We start from the raw sequence: 18544 nt of genomic DNA, 5'->3' as shown, positions 1-18544 counted from the left end.
GGGGTACCCCGACAGCCCTTTCGGGTTACTTCTGCAGCACCGCGACGTCCTCGTCGGCTTCCGGGACGGCCACCGTGCCGCGGTCGTCCGGCAGGGTCTGGATCGTGAAGCCCGGGACGCCCTCCGTGGTGGCGGTCAGGGTGCGGGAGGCGTAGACCGGGGTGTCCGTGAGGGGTTCCACGGTCAGCGCGTAGGTGCCCTTCAGGCCGGCCGGTACGGGGAGTTCGACCTCCTGCGTGGTGCCGGCCTTGACCGTGTAGGTCTGGGACGCGGCCGTGCCGCCGCCGCTGCCCGCGGACGCGGTGACCTTGACCTTGGCGGTGCCCTTGGGGGCGGTCAGGGAGAGGGTGGAGCCCTTGGCACTGTTGCCGGCGGCGGACGCGCGCGTGCCGACCGGGGCGGTGGCGGTGACGAACGCCGACTCCTGCCGGTCGCCCTTGCCGCGCAGGACCCGTACGGCCGCGACGACGGGCACAGACCGGCCCGTCGGGGTCAGGACCAGCGAGCCCGCCTCCCCGCGCGTGACGTCACCCAGGTCGACCGAGGCCGTCATGCCCGCCTTGACGTGCAGCGTCTCGTGTCCGGCGGGGGTGATCAGGCCCGAGGGGGAGGCGAGTTGGACTTTCAGGTCGGCGTCCGCGTCACCCGGCGCGTAGGCGATGAGGCGGACGGCCGTGGCGTCCTTGGGGATGCCCGGGACGACCTGGGTGCCCGCCGGGTCGGTGGAGGCGGCCAGCCAGTCCCCGCCGAGCTTCTCGTCCAGGGCCTGGACGGCGGCCCCCACCCGGCCGCTGCGGACGTTGACGTGGACGGTGAGGTCCTCCTGCTTCTCGCCGGTGAGCGTGGACAGCAGGATCGGCTCGCTGGAGTGCGCCGGGATCGTGATGCCCTCCCCCACCGTGGTCTGGAGGGCGCCGTCCTTGCCGTAGAGCTCGATGTCGGCGACGGCGGCGGAGTCGTCCGGATTGGTGAGGTGGACGTAGTCCGTGCGGTCGGCGACGGTACTGACGCCCGGGAACCAGAACTCCGTGTCCGGCGCGGTGCAGGTGACGCCCTGGAGGCCGCGGCCGCTGCCCGCGGTGACCTCGGTGGTCTCCTGGACGGTCCAGCCGGGCGCGAACTTCCCCTCGGCGGTGCCCAGCAGCGCGGGCGTCTCGCCGCCGGAGGTCTCGCCGACGGCCGGGGTACCGGGCGCCTTGGGCGTGACGACGGGCTTCGTCGCCTTCTTCTTGTCGCTCGCCTTGTCCGTCGCCTTGTCCGTCGCCTTGTCCGTCGCCTTGTCCGTCGCCTTGTCGGTCGCCTTGTCGGTCGTCGCGGCCGCCGACTCCGCGGTGGCTGCCACGAGTTCGGCCGTGCCGTCGGCGTCCGTGCCCTTGGTGACGGGCGTGAAGGACGTGTACGACGTGTCGGCGAGGTCGGACGTGCTGGGCGAGGGGCAGAGCAGGCTCGTGCGCTCCACGGGCAGTTCGGCGGCCGCCTGCGCGGTGTCGGCGGTGGCCGCGTCCGGCTGGTTGAGCGTGGCGAACCCGGTGACCGCGGCGAGCGCGACCGTGCCGGCGATCAGGGACAGGGTGGTGCGGTTCACTGCTGGCTCCCGTCGGGGCGCTCGCTGTCGTTGCCGTGGGGGTGCCGGTCCGGGTCGTAGGCGGGGTCGTAGCCGCCCTGGTCGTAGGCCGACGGGTCGTAGCCCTGCTGCTGCGGGTAGGTCTGGCCGTACGGCGCCTGCTGGGCCTGGCCGTCGTAGGCGTACGGGTCGTACTGGCCGGCCTGGTAGGGGTCGTAGGCCTGCTGGTCGTAGCCACCCGCCGGGTACTGCTGGGTGCCCTGGTACTGCTCGCCCGCGTAACCGCCGTACTCGGCGTTCGCGTAGCTCGCCGGGTCCCCGCCCCAGTCCCCGACCTGGCCGTCCGGGGGGACTCCCATGTCGTACGAGTGCTGCTGGGGGACCGCGACCGGGGTCTCCCCCTGCGGCGGCGACGGGAACTCCTCGTGGTGGCCGGGCTCTTCGGCCTCGGCCTCGGCCTGGGCGCGCAGGCGGCGGGCGCGGCGGCCCTCGCCGTCGACCGCCTGGGCGGGGATCGGCTCCTCCTCGGGAAGGTCGTCGTCGACGTCGCGGCGGCGGCCGGGAAGGGCGAGGACGACGAGGACGAGAGCGAGGAAGCCCTGCGCCCACAGCCAGGCGGTGTGGGTGAAGGGGTCGTCGTAGGTGACGTCCAGCTTCCCGCCGGTGGCCGGGAGTTCGAAGCCCTGGGCCCAGCCGTCGACGGTGGTGGGAGTGAGGGGCTTGCCGTCGAGGGTGGCCGTCCAGCCTTCGGCGGCGGTGTCGGCCAGGCGCAGGACGCGGCTGCCGGAGCCGTCGGGGACGGTGGTGTGGATGTCGACGGGGCCGGCGGCGACCGGGGTCGCGGCGCCCTTGCCGGAGTCGGCGACGACGGCCGCGCGGGAGACCTCCTGGTCGATCCGCCACAGGGCGCTGCCGTTCTGCTGGCTGAGCCGCTTCAGGCCGGGTGTGGCGTCCAGGACGCGGGTGACGTCGCGGGGCGCGCCCTTGTGGACGAGGACGTAGCCCACGGCGAACTTGCCGAGCTGATCGGCCTGGTCGGCGCCGGAACCGGCGACGAGATTGGCGACGACCTTGTCGAGCTGCTTGTTCTCGCCGTCGGCCGCGGCGAGTTCGGCGTCGCCGAGGCGGGCTCCGGAGCCGCGGACCAGCATGTAGGCGACGTGGGCGGCGGAGTCGCTGTCGAGGACGAGGGTGCGGGCCTGGTCGCGGTTGCCGGCCTCCTCGGCGACGAACGCGGGCACCTGTACGGGGTCGCGGCGCTCCAGGGGGCCGTCGGCGCCGCCGATCATCCAGCCGGCGGCGACGAGCAGCGGGCCGGCGGCCGAGGCGAAGGCGATGAGGGCGGCCACCGGCTGGCGCCAGCCGAAGCTCTGCTCGGCGACACGCGTGCGTGCCCCGTCGGCGCCGATGACGGCGGCGGCGAGGAGGGCGATGCCGTAGACGAGGGTGGCGGGCCCGGCCCAGGTAGAGCTGTTGGACAGGATCGCGAAGACGAGGCCCACGAGGGCGACCGCCCAGGCCGCCCAGACGCCGAAGTGGCGCTCGGAGCGCAGCAGCGCGGCCAGCGCGGCCAGCACGATGCCGATGAGCATCAGGCCGTCGACGGTGCCGGGGCCGCCGGGGCTGGCGCCGAGCAGGTCGAGCGCGGTGGCGGTCGACGCGCCGTAGTCGACGCCGGCCTGGGTGAAGAAGCCGAACGGCAGCAGGGACAGCGACCAGGGCGCGAGGATCAGCAGGGGGGTGCCCAGCTGGGCCAGGAAGCGCAGGCCGTAGGCGGTGATCTCGCGGCGGCGGACGGCGAGGACCGCGATGCCGAGGACGAGCGCGAGGGGCCAGACGATCGGCGTGAACGCGGTGGTGATCGTCAGCAGCAGCGCGTACGCCCAGGTGGCGCGCCAGCTGCCGCGGGCGCCGGACGCGTGCGTCAGGCCGCTCGCGGCGACGCCCGCGCGGGCGATGAGCGGCAGCAGGACGGCCAGGACCGCGGTGCCCACCCGGCCCCCGGCGAGGGCGCCGGTGGCGGCGGGCAGGAAGGCGTAGACGACGGCCGCCCAGGCGCGCAGGAGGCGTGACTCGACGAGCGGCCGGGAGGCGAAGTAGGCGGCGAGGCCGGCCAGCGGCACCGAGCAGACGAGCAGCACGGTGAGGGCGAGTCCGGTCGAGCCGAACAGCAGGGTGGCCAGCGTCGCGATGATCGCGAGATAGGGCGGGGCGGACGGGGTGCCGCCCGCGCCGATGGGATGCCAGGCGTCGAGGTAGCGCGACCACAGCTCGGAGGCGTCGGCCGGGGCGGGCAGCAGGGCGCCGCCCGCGAGCGCGCCACCGCCGAGCAGGTTGCGGCAGGCGACCAGGGAGACGAGCAGCAGGATCAGGAAGAGCACCGGGCCGGGCTTGCGCGCGATGCGCTTGAGGCGGGCGAACTGCTCGACCTCCAGGAAGTCGGCGTCGTCGCCGCCGGGTCCGGACTCGACGGCGCCGCCGTGCCGGCCCGCGCCGGACACGGCGTCGGGGTCGGAGGAGCCGAAGAAGTCGCCGGCGACCTGTTCGACGGTGGCCCGCACTGTCGCGCCGGGTGGCGGGAACAGGGGGCGCAGCTCATCCTTGTCGACCGCCGGCTTTCCGCGCCTGCGCCGCCCGGCGATGATCCGCTCGGGCCGCAGCAGGGTGCCCAGCAGACCGCGGATCTCGTCGACGGCCTGTCCGGGGACCTTGCCGACGAGGTAGGCGACGGTCCGCAGCAGGGTGCCGACGACCAGGCGCACCAGGATCCAGGGCAGCAGGGCGGTGCGGCTGTTGACGAGGAGGGTGTAGACGGCGCCGGCCTTGTCGACCTTGTGCGGGGAGGCGCTGGTGCGGCCCGCGCAGTCGACGGTGCGGCGCTCGCGGGAGGCGGCCTCGGCGTGCCGTACGACGGCCTCGGGGGCGATGAGGACGCGGTGGCCGGCGGCCTGCGCGCGCCAGCACAGGTCGACGTCGTCGCGCATCAGGGGCAGGCGGCGGTCGAAGCCGCCGAGCTGTTCGAAGACGTCGCGGCGGATCAGCATGCCGGCGGTGGACACGGACAGCACGGACCGGACGTGGTCGTGCTGTCCCTGGTCCTGTTCGCGGCGGTCCAGGCCCGTCCAGCGGCGGCCGGAGTGGGCGATGGTGACGCCGACCTCGAGGAGCTGGCGGCGGTCGTACCACCCGCGGAGCTTGGGGCCGACGACTGCGACGTCGTCCCGGCCCAGTTCGAGTTCGTTGTCGACCACGCGCAGCAGTTCGGCCAGGGCGTCCGGTTCCGGGGCGCAGTCGTCGTGCAGCAGCCACAGCCACTGGACGGGCTCTCCGTGCGGGAGCTCCGGCAGGTCGTAGGTGTCGTCGCGCCAGGTGCGCGTGACGGGGTCCCAGCCGCTGGGGCGCTTCAGGTACGGCAGTTCCTCGGGGGTGAGGACCGGGGCCGTCCGGTTGGCCTCCTCCACTGCCTGGCCGAACCCGGTGCGCCGGGCGAGGTGCAGGACGCGGTCGTCGCCGAGGGCCTCGGTGACCAGGCGCGCGGAGTCGTCCGAGCTGCCGGTGTCGGCGGCCATGACGGACTGGACGGGGCGCTCCTGGCCGAGCAGACCGGCGAGCGCGTCGGGCAGCCAGCGGGCACCGTCGTGGGCGACGATCACCGCGGTCACTACATGACGCGGGAACTCAGGTGTGGCAGCGCGGTCTTGATGGGCTGCCGTGTGGCTGTGCACGGACATCGAGGTACGGGCCCCGGTTCGGTGGACTGCGGTGGACGCCTGCGCCGTGTGGTGCGGCCGGGTGTCTCGGACGAGCGCCCACACTATCGGCTGGGCAGGACGACGGCCCGCCGCCTGTGGACAACCCACGTGCGACGGGCCGTTCGGACCCTATTTCTCTGCGTACCGCGATGCCGTGACGCCCTTGTGCTGTCGAACCGGGCGGTTCTCAGACCGCCGCCTTCTTCAGCCGGCGGCGCTCCCGCTCGGACAGGCCGCCCCAGATGCCGAAGCGCTCGTCGTTGGCGAGGGCGTACTCAAGGCATTCGGAGCGGACCTCGCAGGCGAGGCAGACCTTCTTCGCCTCGCGGGTGGAGCCGCCCTTCTCGGGGAAGAAGGACTCGGGATCGGTCTGGGCGCACAGCGCGCGCTCCTGCCAGCCGAGTTCCTCGTCCGCGTCGTCGACGTCGACCAGCAGTTGCTGCACCAGCTCGGTCATGTGCGCCCCTCGCTCTGTCTTTCGCGTCCCCGTGACCTGGCCGTTACCGATATCGGCTGAACGACACGAGTGAAATTACAAGTGTGCTGCTCCGGGCGAGTCAAGCCGAGATCTGCTATTGGGCCCCTTATTCACTCTGCGGAACCAAGGCCATGCGGTAAGTGTTCAAATCGCCATAAACCTTGACAAGCAGATGAAGCCCCGGAGGGCCACCGGCCCCGCACAGCGCTTGTACGGGGAAGGACGCCCAAAGGTGCGATCCCGTTGCGGCACGCGCGCGGAAGCGAACCTGATCACAGTCTGATCACGGGATCGCCACGAGGCTTGCGCGCCCGGCTTGTGCGCCATGTGTCCCGAAGGACGTGTGCACAAACCTTTCACCTCGCAGATGGACCGGATGAGGTGAACCCTGTCCCACATACCGGGCGTCGAGTTGACAGTGAAGGTGTGAACCGCTGTCCTTATGGGCATGCTCGCGAACTTGGCACTCACCTCGACCGGCTCCGCCGGGTCCCACGGTGCTGCCCGCGCTCGCTGTAGCTGTTGTCGTCGTTCCAGCTGTTGAGCCCAACGCGCTCCGGCTGCTCCTCCTGAGTCCACGCGACTCGGCTGCTGTTTCCCATCGGCCCACACCAGGGCGCTCCTGCTCCACCCGTGATCCGGGCGGACGGTACGCGACACCCAGCAGGCCCCCACTCTTCCGCCTCTTCCGCCGAGGAACCACCGCACCCCATGAACAGCGACAGCGACCTCCAGATCGCGGGCGACATCCTCGAAGTCCCGCACCTCCTCCAGGCACCGCGCGAGCACCCGGCCACCGTCGCCGAGTTCGTCGGCCTGGCCCGTTCGATCGCCGCGGACCGTGCCCAGTGGGAGCACCTGGTCCGGTACGACGCGACGACCCGCTGGTACCACCGGCTGCGCACCGGTCCCGGCTACGAGGTGTGGCTGCTGTCCTGGGTGCCCGGCCAGGGCAGCGGGCTGCACGACCACGGCGGCTCCTCCGGTGTGCTCACCGTCCTGGACGGCGAGCTGACCGAGCGCACCGAGCGCGGCAAGCGGGTACTGGGGGCGGGTGTGCAGAGGGTGTTCGCGCCGGGGTACGCGCACGAGGTCGTCAACGACGCGCTGGAGCCCGCGGTGAGCCTGCACGTGTACTTCCCGGGGCTGACGGACATGCCCATGCATCCCCGGTCCCGGCTGCACCCGGCCGAGAGGGCCCCCATCGCCTGCGCGGCGCTCGACACCTACGAACAGGTGGACGCCGTCAGCTCGTGATCCGCTCGTGAGCGGACGCCGTCCGCCGTCGGCATGTACGGGTGGACGGGATGTCCACAGGCGGGTGGTCGTCCACAACCGGCCGACGGGCTGTCGTGGAGGCCTGCGAGACTTGCCCTCATGCGCATTGTGGTTCTGGCAGGCGGCATCGGCGGTGCCCGGTTCCTGCGCGGTCTGAAGCAGGCCGTGCCGGACGCGGACATCACGGTCATCGGCAACACCGGCGACGACATCCACCTCTTCGGGCTGAAGGTCTGTCCCGACCTCGACACGGTGATGTACACGCTCGGCGGCGGCATCAACGAGGAGCAGGGCTGGGGGCGGGCCGACGAGACCTTCCACCTGAAGGAGGAGCTCGCCGCGTACGGCGCCGGGCCCGGGTGGTTCGGGCTGGGCGACCGGGACTTCGCCACACACATCGTGCGGACGCAGATGATGGGCGCCGGGTACCCGCTCAGCGCGGTGACCGAGGCGCTCTGCGACCGGTGGCAGCCGGGCGTCCGGCTCATCCCGATGACCGACGACCGGGTGGAGACCCATGTCGCGGTCGAGGCGGACGGCGAGCGCAAGGCCGTGCACTTCCAGGAGTACTGGGTGCGGCTGCGGGCGTCGGTGCCTGCGGAGGCGGTCGTGCCGGTCGGCGCCGAGCAGGCGAAGCCGGCGCCGGGGGTGCTGGAGGCCATCGCGGCGGCGGACGTGATCCTCTTCCCGCCGTCCAACCCGATCGTCTCGGTCGGCACGATCCTCGCCGTTCCGGGCATCCGCGAGGCGATCGCCGAGGCCGGGGTACCGGTGGTGGGCCTGTCCCCCATCGTCGGGGACGCGCCCGTGCGGGGCATGGCCGACAAGGTGCTCGCGGCGGTCGGCGTGGAGTCGACGGCCGCGGCGGTGGCCGAGCACTACGGCTCGGGTCTCCTGGACGGCTGGCTCGTCGACACCGTGGACGCGGGCTCCGTGGAGCGGGTGGAGACGGCCGGCATCCGCTGCCGGGCCGTCCCGCTGATGATGAGCGACCTCGACGCGACCGCGCGGATGGCCCGGGAGGCGCTGGCGCTGGCCGAGGAGGTGCGCGGGGCATGAGCGGTTCCTTCGACACCGGTTACCGGGTCTGGGCCGTGGACGGGCTGCCCGAGGTGCGGCCCGGGGACGACCTCGCGAAGCTGATCGCGGCCGCCGAGCCCGGCCTGGCCGACGGTGACGTCCTGCTCGTCACCTCGAAGATCGTGTCCAAGGCGGAGGGGCGGATCGTCCGGGCGGACGACCGGGAAGCCGCGATCGACGCCGAGACCGTACGGGTCGTGGCCCGGCGCGGGACGCTGCGCATCGTCGAGAACCGGCAGGGGCTGATCATGGCCGCCGCCGGTGTCGACGCCTCCAACACCCCTGCGGGGACCGTGCTGTTGCTGCCCGAGGACCCGGACGCGTCGGCGCGGGCGATCCGGGCGGGGCTGCGGGACGCGCTCGGTGTGGACGTCGGGGTCGTCGTCACCGACACCTTCGGACGGCCCTGGCGCGCCGGGCTGACGGATGTGGCGATCGGCGCCGCCGGGGTACGGGTGCTGGACGACCTGCGCGGGGGCACGGACGCGTACGGCAATCCGCTGAGCGCGACGGTCGTCGCCACGGCGGACGAGCTGGCCGGCGCCGGCGATCTCGTGAAGGGGAAGGCCGCCGGGCTGCCCGTGGCCGTGGTGCGGGGGCTGGGTCACGTCGTCGTGGCCGAGAACACCGAGAACGCCCGAGCCGACGGAGGCGACGGGGCCGACGGGGGCGGGGTCACCGGGGCGCGGGTCATGGTGCGCGGTGCCCGCGACGACATGTTCCGGCTCGGGACGTCCGAGGCGGTGCGGCTGGCGGTCACCCAGCGGCGGACGGTGCGGTCCTTCACCGACGAACCGGTCGATCCCGGGGCGGTACGGCGGGCGGTGGCGGCGGCCGTCACGGCGCCGGCGCCGCATCACACGACGCCGTGGCGGTTCGTGCTGCTGGAGTCGGCGGAGTCGAGGGTTCGGCTGCTGGACGCCATGCGGGACGCGTGGATCGCGGATCTGCGGCGGGACGGGAAGTCCGAGGAGTCCATCGCCAAGCGGGTGCGGCGAGGCGACGTCCTGCGCAACGCGCCCTATCTGGTGGTGCCGTGTCTGGTGATGGACGGGTCGCACACCTACGGCGACGCGCGGCGGGACGCGGCCGAGCGGGAGATGTTCGTGGTCGCCACCGGGGCCGGCGTCCAGAACTTCCTGGTCGCGCTGGCCGGGGAGCGGCTGGGGTCCGCGTGGGTGTCGTCGACGATGTTCTGCCGGGACGTGGTGCGGGAGGTGCTGGAGCTGCCGGAGAACTGGGACCCGATGGGGGCGGTGGCGGTCGGACACGCGGCGGAGGAGCCCCGGGCCCGTGGTGAGCGCGAGGTGGGGGACTTCGTCGAGGTGCGGTGAGGTGTGCGGCTCGGCGGGGTGGGGGCGCGGTGATCTGCATTGGGGGCGGTGATCCCCGCCGGGCGGTGTAGCGCGCCGGGCGGTGTAGCGCGCCGGGCGGTGTAGCGCGCCGGGCGGTGACATCCGCCCAGCGGTGACCTGTGCCGGACAGTGACGGCGTCGGCGTCGCGGTGGTCCGCGTGATCTCGGTGTCGGCGTCGCGGTGGTCCGCGTGGTGCCGTTTTGGGCGTCGTGCGGTGGCCTGTCGGTGGGTGCGCCTACTCTCGTAGCACCTCTCTTCCACTACCCGGGACTTTTCGTGTCAGGACGGTTCTCTCCCCGCCCCACCCGTACGACCGTGCGCGGTGGGCATGTCGGCGTGCCCGCCGGGGTGCCGCGGCAGGCCTCGGTGGCCGGGCGGGTGCGCAACTGGGTGCCGGAGGGGCCGATCGATCTCGGTCTGGTCCTCGGGCCCCTCCGGCGCGGACCGGGTGATCCGACGTTCCGCGCGATGCCGGACGGGTCGGTGTGGCGGGCCAGCCTCACCCCCGCCGGGCCGGGGACGCTGCGCGTCGCCGCGGCCGGCGGCGCGGTGCGCGGGGAGGCGTGGGGGCCGGGCGCGGAGTGGCTGTTGGACCGGTTGCCGGAGCTGCTCGGGGCGTCGGACGCGCCGGAGGCGTTCGTGCCCCGGCACCGCGTGGTGGCGACGGCCCGGCATCGGCGGCCGGGCCTCAGGCTGACGCGGACCGGGCTGGTGCTGGAGTCGTTGATCCCCTCCGTGCTGGAGCAGAAGGTGACCACCGACGAGGCGTACCGGGCGTGGCGCCTGCTGGTGCGCAAGTTCGGGGAGCCGGCGCCGGGGCCCGCGGCGGACGGGCGGCTCTGGGTGATGCCGGCGCCCCGGACGTGGGCGCTGATCCCGTCCTGGGAGTGGCATCGGGCGGGCGTCGACAACAAGCGGGCGTCGACGATTCTGCGGGCCGTTCGGGTCGCCGCGCGGATGGAGGAGGCGGTGCGGATGACTCCGGCCGAGGCCCAGGCTCGGCTGGAGGTCGTGCCGGGGATCGGGCCGTGGACGTCCGCGGAGACCGTGCAGCGCAGCCATGGGGCGGCGGATGCGGTGACCGTGGGGGATCTGCATCTGCCGGGGATCGTGGGGTGGGCGTTGGCGGGGGATCGGGAAGCCGATGACTCCGTGATGCTGGAGTTGCTGGAGCCGTATGCGGGGCAGCGGCACCGGGCTGCCCGGTTGATTCTGCTGAGTGGGCGGGTGCCTGCTCGGCGGGCGCCGAAGATGCCTCGGTGGGACATCGGGGCGTTGTGAGGGGCGCTCCGCGAGGGCTGGGGCGGGGGGATTTCGCCCCAGCCGCCCCTACCCGTCCCGTCCTCACCAGGAGCACCCGCCCCTTCAATCGCCGGACGGGCTGAAAGGGCTCCCCTCCCGCCGGTCGCAGAGGCCGCCTACCGGTCGCCTACTGGTCCGACGAGAAGCGGACCGCGCCCGCCGGGATTCTCGCGTCGCACCACACCCGCGCGCCGTCGCGGAGTTCGTTGTCGGGGCCGACGACCGCGCCGTCGCCGATGACCGTGCCGGTGAGCACGGAACGCTCGCCCACGCGGGCCCGGATGCCGATGAGGGAGTCGGTGATGACGGCGCCCGGTTCGATGACGGCGCCGGGGAGGATCGTCGAGCCGAAGACCCTCGCGCCCTGCGCCACGAAGGCGCCCTCGCCCACCACCGTGCCGCCCGTCAGCTTCGCGTCGGGGGCGACCCTGGCCGTCGGGAGGACCAGGCGGTCGCCGCAGCGGCCGGGGACCGCGGGGGACGGGGCCCGGCCGAGGACCAGGTCCGCCGAGCCCCGGACGAAGGCCGCCGGGGTGCCCAGGTCCAGCCAGTACGTCGAGTCGACCATGCCCTGCAGGTGGGCTCCGGCCGAGAGGAGGTCGGGGAACGTCTCGCGCTCCACCGACACCGGGCGGCCCTGCGGGATCGTGTCGATGACCGAGCGGCGGAAGACGTACGCCCCCGCGTTGATCTGGTCGGTGACGATCTCCTCCGGGGTCTGCGGCTTCTCCAGGAACGCCAGGACCCTGCCCGTCTCGTCGGTGGGGACCAGGCCGTAGGCCCTCGGGTCGGTCACCTTCGTCAGGTGCAGGGAGACGTCCGCGGCCGTCGCCTCGTGGGTGGCCACCAGCCTTCTGATGTCCAGGCCGGTGAGGATGTCGCCGTTGAAGATCAGGACCGGGTCGTCGGGGCCGGAGTGCAGTCGGGACGCCACGTTGCGGATCGCGCCGCCCGTGCCGAGGGGTTCGTCCTCCGTCACGTACTCGATGTGCAGGCCGAGTGCCGAGCCGTCGCCGAAGTACGGTTCGAAGACCTCCGCCAGGTAGCTCGTCGCCAGGACGATGTGGTCCACGCCCGCCGCTCTCGCCCGCGCCAGTTGATGCGTGAGGAACGGCACCCCCGCCGCCCTGACCATGGGTTTGGGCGTGTGCACCGTGAGTGGGCGCAGCCGGGTGCCCTTGCCGCCGACCAGGAGGATCGCTTCTGTCACCGTCGTCTCTGCTTCCTGCCGGGACCGGTCGAACCGTCATTCGACCGGCCAGTGTATGCAGACCGTTGTGTGGCGACTTCCAGGCCGTTGGTGTTCCGTCCCGGTCCCAGGAGACCGTCCCCCCGACGAGCTGAATGAGCCCCCATCTGGATGTGCGCTCCGGCCGTCCGGGGGCGTGCGGCCTCCGGGGCCTCCCCAGGCCCCGGGGCTCCCGAACCGGATCGCCCGCCTCAGCGCCCCTGGAAGCGCGCCGCGGTGGAGCGGGCCGAGCCGAGCTTGCCGTAGAGCTGCCTGCCTGGGCATTCCGTGGCGAACCCGTCCCGGTGACCCGAGATCACATTCAGTCGTACGTTCTTTCCCTTTCCGTAGAGATTGCCACCCCCGGACTTCAGGTATGTCTTTCCCTTCGGATTCGCCCCGAAGAGGCCGAGTTTCCATGCCGTCAGGCGCGCGACGGCGTTGACCGTGGCGGTGGTCGGCTTGGCGGAGGTGAAGGTGCCGAGGACGGCGATCCCCATGCTGTTGGTGTTGAAACCGAGGGTGTGGGCGCCGAGGACCGGCTTCGCCACTCCCCCGGCGCGGCCCTCGTAGATCTTCCCGCACTTGTCGACGAGGAAGTTGTAGCCGATGTCGCGCCAGCCCATGCTCCTCACGTGGTAGCGGTAGATACCACGGATGACGGACGGGGCCTGTGAGCACTTGTAGCTGTTGCCCGAGGCCGTGTGGTGCACGAACGCGGCTTTGACCTTCGTCGTGTAGACGAACTTCTTCTCGCGCAGCTTCTCGTCGGCGCCCCAGCCGCGACGCGTGACGATGCTCGGCCGCGGGCCGATGTACGGCTTCGCCCGCTGGGCCGGCGTCAACTCGGCCCCGCGCAGGGCGAGGAGTTCGCGTTCGGTGCCCAGCCGGTCCAGGGCGGGGATCTGCGTGGCGCCGAGCGGGGCGAGGGCGGCGTTGGCGGCGGACGCCGCGGTCGCCTCGGCGGTCATGGCGGTCATGGCTGCGGGCTCGGCCCCCTCGGCCCCCTCGACCTCCTCGACCTCCTCGACCTCCTCGACCTCCTCGACCTCCTCGGCCTCCTCGGCCCCTTCGCCCGCCTCGACCCCTTCGCCGGGTTCGACTCCCTCGGCTCCCTCGCCCGCCTCGGCCGCCGTCGCGGTCTCGGCGGTCTCGGCGGTCTCGGCGGTCTCGGCGGTCTTCTCGGTTGCCGCGCCGGGTGGGTCCAGTGCGTCCCGGGTGCCCGCCGGGCCGGACCCGGTGGTCAGTGTCCGGCTGCGCGGGGGGCCCGCGGGGACGTGCTCGGGGGGCGCCGAGCCAGGGTCGACGAGTTCCAGGCGCAGGCCGGAGGGGAGCAGGGCGGCGGTCGCCGTCTCCTCCGTACGGCGTTCGGTGTCCGGATGGACTCGGATCTCGACGCCGTCGGAGTCACCGACCCACAGCGGGGCCGTGGCGCCGCGGACCCGGCCCGAGGCGCTCTCGGGTGTGCCGGGGTCGGCGCCGTGGTCGGCGTTGTGGGTCTCGACGTCCTGCCAGCCGGACCAGGCGCCGGTGTCGGAGGTGCGGGTACGGACCTGGACGCGGCCGTGGAGTTCGGCGGCCGGGTCGTCCCAGACGACGCCGAGGAGGGAGAAGTGGCGTACGTCCCGGCGGGGCAGGCCCTGGTCGGTGGCGGCGCCGCCGAGTGCCCGGTCGCGGGCGAGAGCGGTGAGGGGCAGCGACTGGGTACTGCCCGGGAGGTCGGGAAGAGCGGGCACGTCCGGCAGGTCCGGCAGGTCGGGAAGAGCCGGGTGAGCCGGGTGGTCGGAGAGGGATGGGTCGGAGAGGGATGAGGTGACGGGGGTGTCGGGGCTCGTGGCCCTGGCCGTCCCGCTGGGCGCCGCCTCCGCGGCCGACGCCGGTCGCGCCGTCGCCGCGCTGGCGGGCGGCGTCAGCGGGAGGGCGAGTGCCGCCGCGCAGGTGACACCGATCGAGGTAGCAAGCAATCCGCGCATGCCAACGATCCTGGACATATCCATACATTTCTGTCCATCGGGGAATTGACGGGCCGTCGGGTGCGTTCGGCCGAACCGGTGGCTCCGGGAGGCCCGGTGACCGGTGCGGCGCCCGGGGCGGCGCGTACGCTTGCGCGGGTGACTGCCACCGATCGCACCCCGGCCGACCTGCTGCGTTCCGCGCTGGCCGCGGACCCCGCGCGCCCCTTGGTGACCTTCTACGACGACGCCACGGGCGAGCGGGTCGAATTGTCCGTTGCCACCTTCGCCAACTGGGTGGCCAAAACCGCCAACCTCCTCCAGGACGGACTGTCCGCCGAGCCCGGCGACCGGGTCGCGCTGCTGCTGCCCGCGCACTGGCAGACGGCGGTGTGGCTGCTGGCGTGTTCGTCGGTGGGCGTCGTCGCGGACGTCGCCGGGGACCCGGCGCGGGCGGACTTCGTCGTCGCCGGGCCGGGGTCGTTCGAGGCGGGACTGGCCTGCCGGGGCGAGCGGTACGCGCTGTCGCTGGCGCCGCTCGGGCGGCGGTTCGTGCCGGGCCCGCCCGAGGGGTACGACGACTACGCCGTGAACGTCCCGACCTTCGGGGACCGTTTCGCGCCGTACGCCCCCGTCGACCCCGAGGAGCCCGCGCTGATCGTGGCCGGGGCCGAGTACACCGGGGCCGAGGTCGTGGAGCGGGCGCGGGCGGAGGCATCGGGGCTGGGGCTGACGGGGCCCGGTTCCCGGCTGCTGTCGGGACTGGCCTACGACACGTGGGACGGGCTGAGCGCCGGGCTGTACGCGCCGCTGGCGAGCGGGGGGTCCGTGGTGCTGTGCGTGAACCTGTCGGAGGCCGGCGAGGAGGCTGTGGCTCGGCGGGTGGAGAGTGAGCGGGTGACGGCGACCGCGCGGTAGCCCTCCGGGCGGGCGGGGGGCGGTGCTCGGCGTCGGCGCTGCTGCGGGCTGCCGCCCCCAGGCCCCCGCTTCGGCCCTGAAGGGGCCTCGTCCTCAAACACCGGACGGGCTGATTTTCCCGCACCCCAGCCCACCCGTCGCCCCCCGCCCACAAGGCAGCCACCGTCCGCCTCACCCGTTCGGCCCACCCCCGTCCCCCCTCGCGGCCCGCTTCGCGGCATCGTCGTAGGGACAGCTCTACACGCTCGTACGGCCGAAGCCGGCCCGGAGGCGGGAGGGGTGGATCGGACGTGAGGGAAGCGGCGGGTTCCGGTGGGCCCCTGGGGCCCGGGGCGGGGGCGTCCGCCGACGGGCGGGGGCTCATACGGCGGCGCCGGCGGCGGTGGGTGCGGTACGGGGCGGGGGCCGCGGGGGTGGCCGTGCTGGGGGTCGGGGTCGCGGGGTGGGTCGTCTACGCGAAGCTGGACGGGAACATCACGCCCGACGACGCGGCCGCGGCGGAGCTCGCGCGGTATGCGCGGGAGCGGCCGACCTCGCTGGTGAAGGACGCGCAGAACATCCTGCTCATAGGGTCCGATTCGCGGTCGGGGGACGGGAACCGGAAGTACGGGCGGGACTCCGGGACCGAACGGTCGGACACGACGATCCTGCTGCATCTGGCGGCCGGCCGGCGCAGCGCCACCGCCGTCTCCGTCCCGCGGGATCTGATGGTGGACGTGCCGGGCTGCCTGCGGCCGGACGGGAAGCGGACCGAGCCGATGTTCGCGATGTTCAACTACGCGTTCCAGAGCGGGGGTTCGGCCTGCACGATCCGGACGGTGGAGAAGCTGACGGGCGTGCGGATCGATCATCACGTGGTCGTCGACTTCGCCGGGTTCAAGGACATGGTCGACGCCGTGGACGGGGTGGAGGTGTGTCTGAAGAAGCCGATCGACGACAAGGCCGCCAAGCTGCGGCTGCCCGCCGGGAGGATCACGCTCGACGGGGAGCAGGCGCTCGGGTACGTGCGGGCCCGCAAGTCCCTCGGGAACGGCAGTGACACCGACCGGATGGACCGACAGCAGCGGTTCCTCGGGGCGCTCGTCAACAAGGTGCAGAGCAATGACGTCCTGCTGAACCCGGTGAAGCTGTATCCGCTGCTGGACGCGGCCACGTCCTCACTCACCACCGACCCGGATCTGGCGAGTCTGCGCGGACTGTACGACCTCGTGCGCGGCCTGCGGGACATTCCCACCGAACATGTGCAATTCCTGACCGTTCCGCGGGAGTCGTACGTCTACAACGCCAATCGCGACCAACTTGTGGAGCCGGAGGCGGAGAAACTCTTCGAACGGCTGCGAACGGACGGGCCGGTGGTGGTTTCTCAGGAAATTCCCACGAACCCCACCCCCGCGGAGTCGGGCGACTACGGTCCGTTCGCTTTCCGGGCGCCGGGACCTGCGGCTTCCGGGGCGGTTTCGCCCACTCCGCCCGCCCCCACGTTCCGCGGCAACACCGCCGCCGAGGACGGCTGTGGGTAAAGCGCTTGCCAAGACGACCTCTTGCGGCGAACACAAGTTCAAAGAAATAGGGCGGATTGCCCGGTTGTAGGGGCGTGGAATTTGTCACGGCCGTCGCTCGCCGCCGAACCTGGCGGCTAGTGTGAGCGATCCGGTGCCCCCGGCCACGAGGTCTTCCTGGGGTCGCGCACCGAGTGACCGAGACCCGAGCGCCTTGAGGGGGAAAGGCGCCGCGTGGCCCCGACGGAGGATTCGGACAACCGTGGACGCGCAAGGCCGTGGGCGGGCGGACAACATCGACCCCGCAGACCAGTGGGTGCTCAATCCGAACACCGGCGAATACGAACTGCGACTGACTCCTTCCGCACCGCAATCGGCGGTGCCGGGGCCTCGTAGATCCGACTCCGGTCGAACCGGCGGCGGAGGAGGTCCGGCCCGCGGCCGTACGGCGGCGCAGGGCCGGGAGTCGTCGTCGCCCGAGGAGACGCCGGACCCGGAGGTGCCTTCGCCGCGCCGTCGCCGGGGCGCGCCGCCGGAGGAACCGGCGGCGAACCGGCGTGGCCGCCGGCCGGTGAAGAAGAAGACGAAGACGAAGAAGATACTGCTGTGGACCGGCGGGACCATGGCCTTCGTCCTGGTGGGTACGGCCGGTGCGGCCTATCTCTATCTCGAGCACCTCAACGACAACATCACGTCCGTCTCCGACGACGGCGCGAGCACCGGTGGCTTCAGCAAGGACAAGGCCATCAACCTGCTGGTGATCGGCACCGACAAGCGCACCGGTTCGGGCAACGAGGGCTATGGCGACTCGGGCAGCGTGGGCCACGCCGACACCACGATCCTGCTGCACGTCTCCAAGGACCGGACGAACGCGACCGCGCTCAGCATCCCGCGCGACCTGATCGTGGACGTCCCGGACTGCGAGACCAAGCAGGAGGACGGCTCCACCAAGGTCATCAAGGGCACGGACAACGTCCGCTTCAACACCAGCCTCGGGCAGGACAACCGCACGCCGAGCTGCACCGTGCGCACGGTCACCGAGCTGACCGGGATCCAGGCGGACAACTTCATGGTGGCCGACTTCAACGCGGTCAAGACGCTGACCACGGCGGTCGGCGGCGTCGAGGTGTGCCTGGCGAAGGACATCGACGACGAGGACTCGCATCTGAAGCTGTCGAAGGGCACCCACACCATCGAGGGCGAGCAGGCGCTGGCCTTCGTGCGCACCCGGCACTCCGTCGGCTTCGGCGGCGACCTGAGCCGGATCGAGCTGCAGCAGCAGTTCCTCAGCGCGCTGATGCGCAAGCTGAAGTCGAACGACACGCTCACCAGCCCGACCAAGATGATCAAGCTGGCGGAGGCGGGCACGAAGGCGCTGACCGTCGACTCCCAGCTGGACACCATCGACAAGCTGAAGGACCTGGGGCTGGAGCTGGGCAAGCTCAACGTGAAGAACCTGACCTTCACCACCGTGCCGGTGGTCGACAACCCGGCCGAGAAGGTCGCGGCCACGGTCGTCGTGAACGCCTCGACGGCGCCCACCGTCTTCCAGATGATCAAGGACGACGTCTCCTTCACCGAGGTGAAGGAGCAGGCGGCGGCGTCGAAGAACGCGGCCGCCGCGGCCGCGGCGGCCCGCCTCAAGGGCACCCAGTCCGCCGCCTCCGCGGTACGGGTGCAGGTCATGAACGGCGGCGCTCCGGCCGGCAGCGCACAGGAAACTCTTAACTGGCTGCAGAATGATGAGGGCGTGACGAAGTCCGAGAACGCGGGCAACGCGCCCGCGGCACTGAGCAAGACGACGCTCGAGTACGCGCCCGACCAGGCCGACCAGGCACGCAAGCTCGCCGCCATCATGGGGCTGCCCGGTACCGCTCTGAAGCCGGGCAAGAGCGTCAAGAACTCCCAGGGTCTGCCGACGATGACGCTGACGCTGGGCAAGGACTTCAAGGGCGCGGGCGTCTCGCTCACAGCTCCGACCACCGTGCCGGACACGGTCCAGAAGTCCACGGCGGACAAGGTCGAGTGCGCCAAGTAGGTAACCCTTCGGGCCCGTCGTGCGTCTGACTTGACGCGGGACGGGCCCGTGTCAGGCGCACGGCGGGGAGGGGCAGGGGAATTGGCGGGGAGCAGTGGG

Annotated in this window: 12 protein-coding genes; 7 read left to right on the top strand and 5 right to left on the bottom strand. The window is 72.5% G+C overall.

Annotated features, from left to right (window positions below):
* Window positions 1–25: 25 nt before the first annotated feature.
* The 3 genes from OHU34_RS25270 to OHU34_RS25260 form a co-directional block, all read right to left on the bottom strand.
* A complete protein-coding gene (locus OHU34_RS25270) occupies window positions 26–1585 on the bottom strand; it encodes a DUF5719 family protein (RefSeq protein WP_405768432.1) in 1560 nt (519 codons plus the stop codon).
* Window positions 1582–5295 carry a glycosyltransferase gene (locus OHU34_RS25265; RefSeq protein ID WP_405768430.1) on the bottom strand — a complete coding sequence of 1238 codons (3714 nt, stop codon included), beginning with the start codon at window positions 5293–5295 and terminating at the stop codon, window positions 1582–1584. Before OHU34_RS25265 ends, OHU34_RS25270 begins: the two co-directional genes overlap by 4 nt.
* A 208-nt stretch (window positions 5296–5503) precedes the next feature.
* On the bottom strand, window positions 5504–5773 hold the full coding sequence (locus OHU34_RS25260) for a WhiB family transcriptional regulator (protein ID WP_020128551.1): 270 nt from the start codon (window positions 5771–5773) through the stop codon (window positions 5504–5506).
* 732 nt (window positions 5774–6505) lie between these two features.
* Between OHU34_RS25260 and OHU34_RS25255 the strand changes: the two genes are divergently transcribed.
* From OHU34_RS25255 to OHU34_RS25240, 4 genes are all read left to right on the top strand, one after another.
* Window positions 6506–7051 (top strand): cysteine dioxygenase, encoded by a 546-nt coding sequence (locus OHU34_RS25255; RefSeq protein ID WP_405768428.1) that lies wholly within the window; start codon window positions 6506–6508, stop codon window positions 7049–7051.
* 120 nt (window positions 7052–7171) lie between these two features.
* Window positions 7172–8131, top strand: coding sequence for a 2-phospho-L-lactate transferase (gene cofD, locus OHU34_RS25250; protein ID WP_142264634.1), 960 nt, complete (start codon window positions 7172–7174; stop codon window positions 8129–8131).
* On the top strand, window positions 8128–9486 hold the full coding sequence (locus OHU34_RS25245) for a coenzyme F420-0:L-glutamate ligase (protein ID WP_405768426.1): 1359 nt from the start codon (window positions 8128–8130) through the stop codon (window positions 9484–9486). The genes cofD and OHU34_RS25245 overlap by 4 nt, the downstream gene beginning before the upstream one ends.
* 298 nt (window positions 9487–9784) lie before the next feature.
* Window positions 9785–10789 (top strand): DNA-3-methyladenine glycosylase, encoded by a 1005-nt coding sequence (locus OHU34_RS25240; protein ID WP_142264636.1) that lies wholly within the window; start codon window positions 9785–9787, stop codon window positions 10787–10789.
* A gap of 148 nt (window positions 10790–10937) precedes the next feature.
* Here OHU34_RS25240 and OHU34_RS25235 read toward each other — a convergent pair whose 3' ends face one another.
* Both OHU34_RS25235 and OHU34_RS25230 read right to left on the bottom strand, forming a co-directional pair.
* Window positions 10938–12020, bottom strand: coding sequence for a sugar phosphate nucleotidyltransferase (locus OHU34_RS25235; protein WP_142264637.1), 1083 nt, complete (start codon window positions 12018–12020; stop codon window positions 10938–10940).
* A 230-nt stretch (window positions 12021–12250) separates the two neighbouring features.
* Complete coding sequence (locus tag OHU34_RS25230; RefSeq protein WP_405768424.1) at window positions 12251–14011, bottom strand: peptidoglycan recognition protein; 1761 nt, start codon at window positions 14009–14011, stop codon at window positions 12251–12253.
* A gap of 138 nt (window positions 14012–14149) precedes the next feature.
* Here OHU34_RS25230 and OHU34_RS25225 point away from each other — a divergent pair, with 138 nt between their 5' ends.
* The 3 genes from OHU34_RS25225 to OHU34_RS25215 all read left to right on the top strand — a co-directional run bounded on the left by OHU34_RS25225 (window position 14150) and on the right by OHU34_RS25215 (window position 18445).
* Window positions 14150–14908 carry a TIGR03089 family protein gene (locus OHU34_RS25225; protein ID WP_142264638.1) on the top strand — a complete coding sequence of 253 codons (759 nt, stop codon included), beginning with the start codon at window positions 14150–14152 and terminating at the stop codon, window positions 14906–14908.
* Between the two features lie 290 nt (window positions 14909–15198).
* Window positions 15199–16428 carry an LCP family protein gene (locus tag OHU34_RS25220; protein ID WP_142264639.1) on the top strand — a complete coding sequence of 410 codons (1230 nt, stop codon included), beginning with the start codon at window positions 15199–15201 and terminating at the stop codon, window positions 16426–16428.
* 241 nt (window positions 16429–16669) lie between these two features.
* Window positions 16670–18445, top strand: a complete 1776-nt coding sequence (locus tag OHU34_RS25215) for an LCP family protein (protein WP_405768421.1) — start codon at window positions 16670–16672, stop codon at window positions 18443–18445.
* The last annotated feature ends 99 nt before the right edge of the window (window positions 18446–18544 follow it).

It is taken from the genome of Streptomyces sp. NBC_00080 (genome assembly GCF_045041255.1).
GTDB lineage: Bacteria > Actinomycetota > Actinomycetes > Streptomycetales > Streptomycetaceae > Streptomyces > Streptomyces coriariae.
Note: the sequence above shows the minus strand (reverse complement) of the source record. Positions and strands in the feature narration are given on the sequence as shown.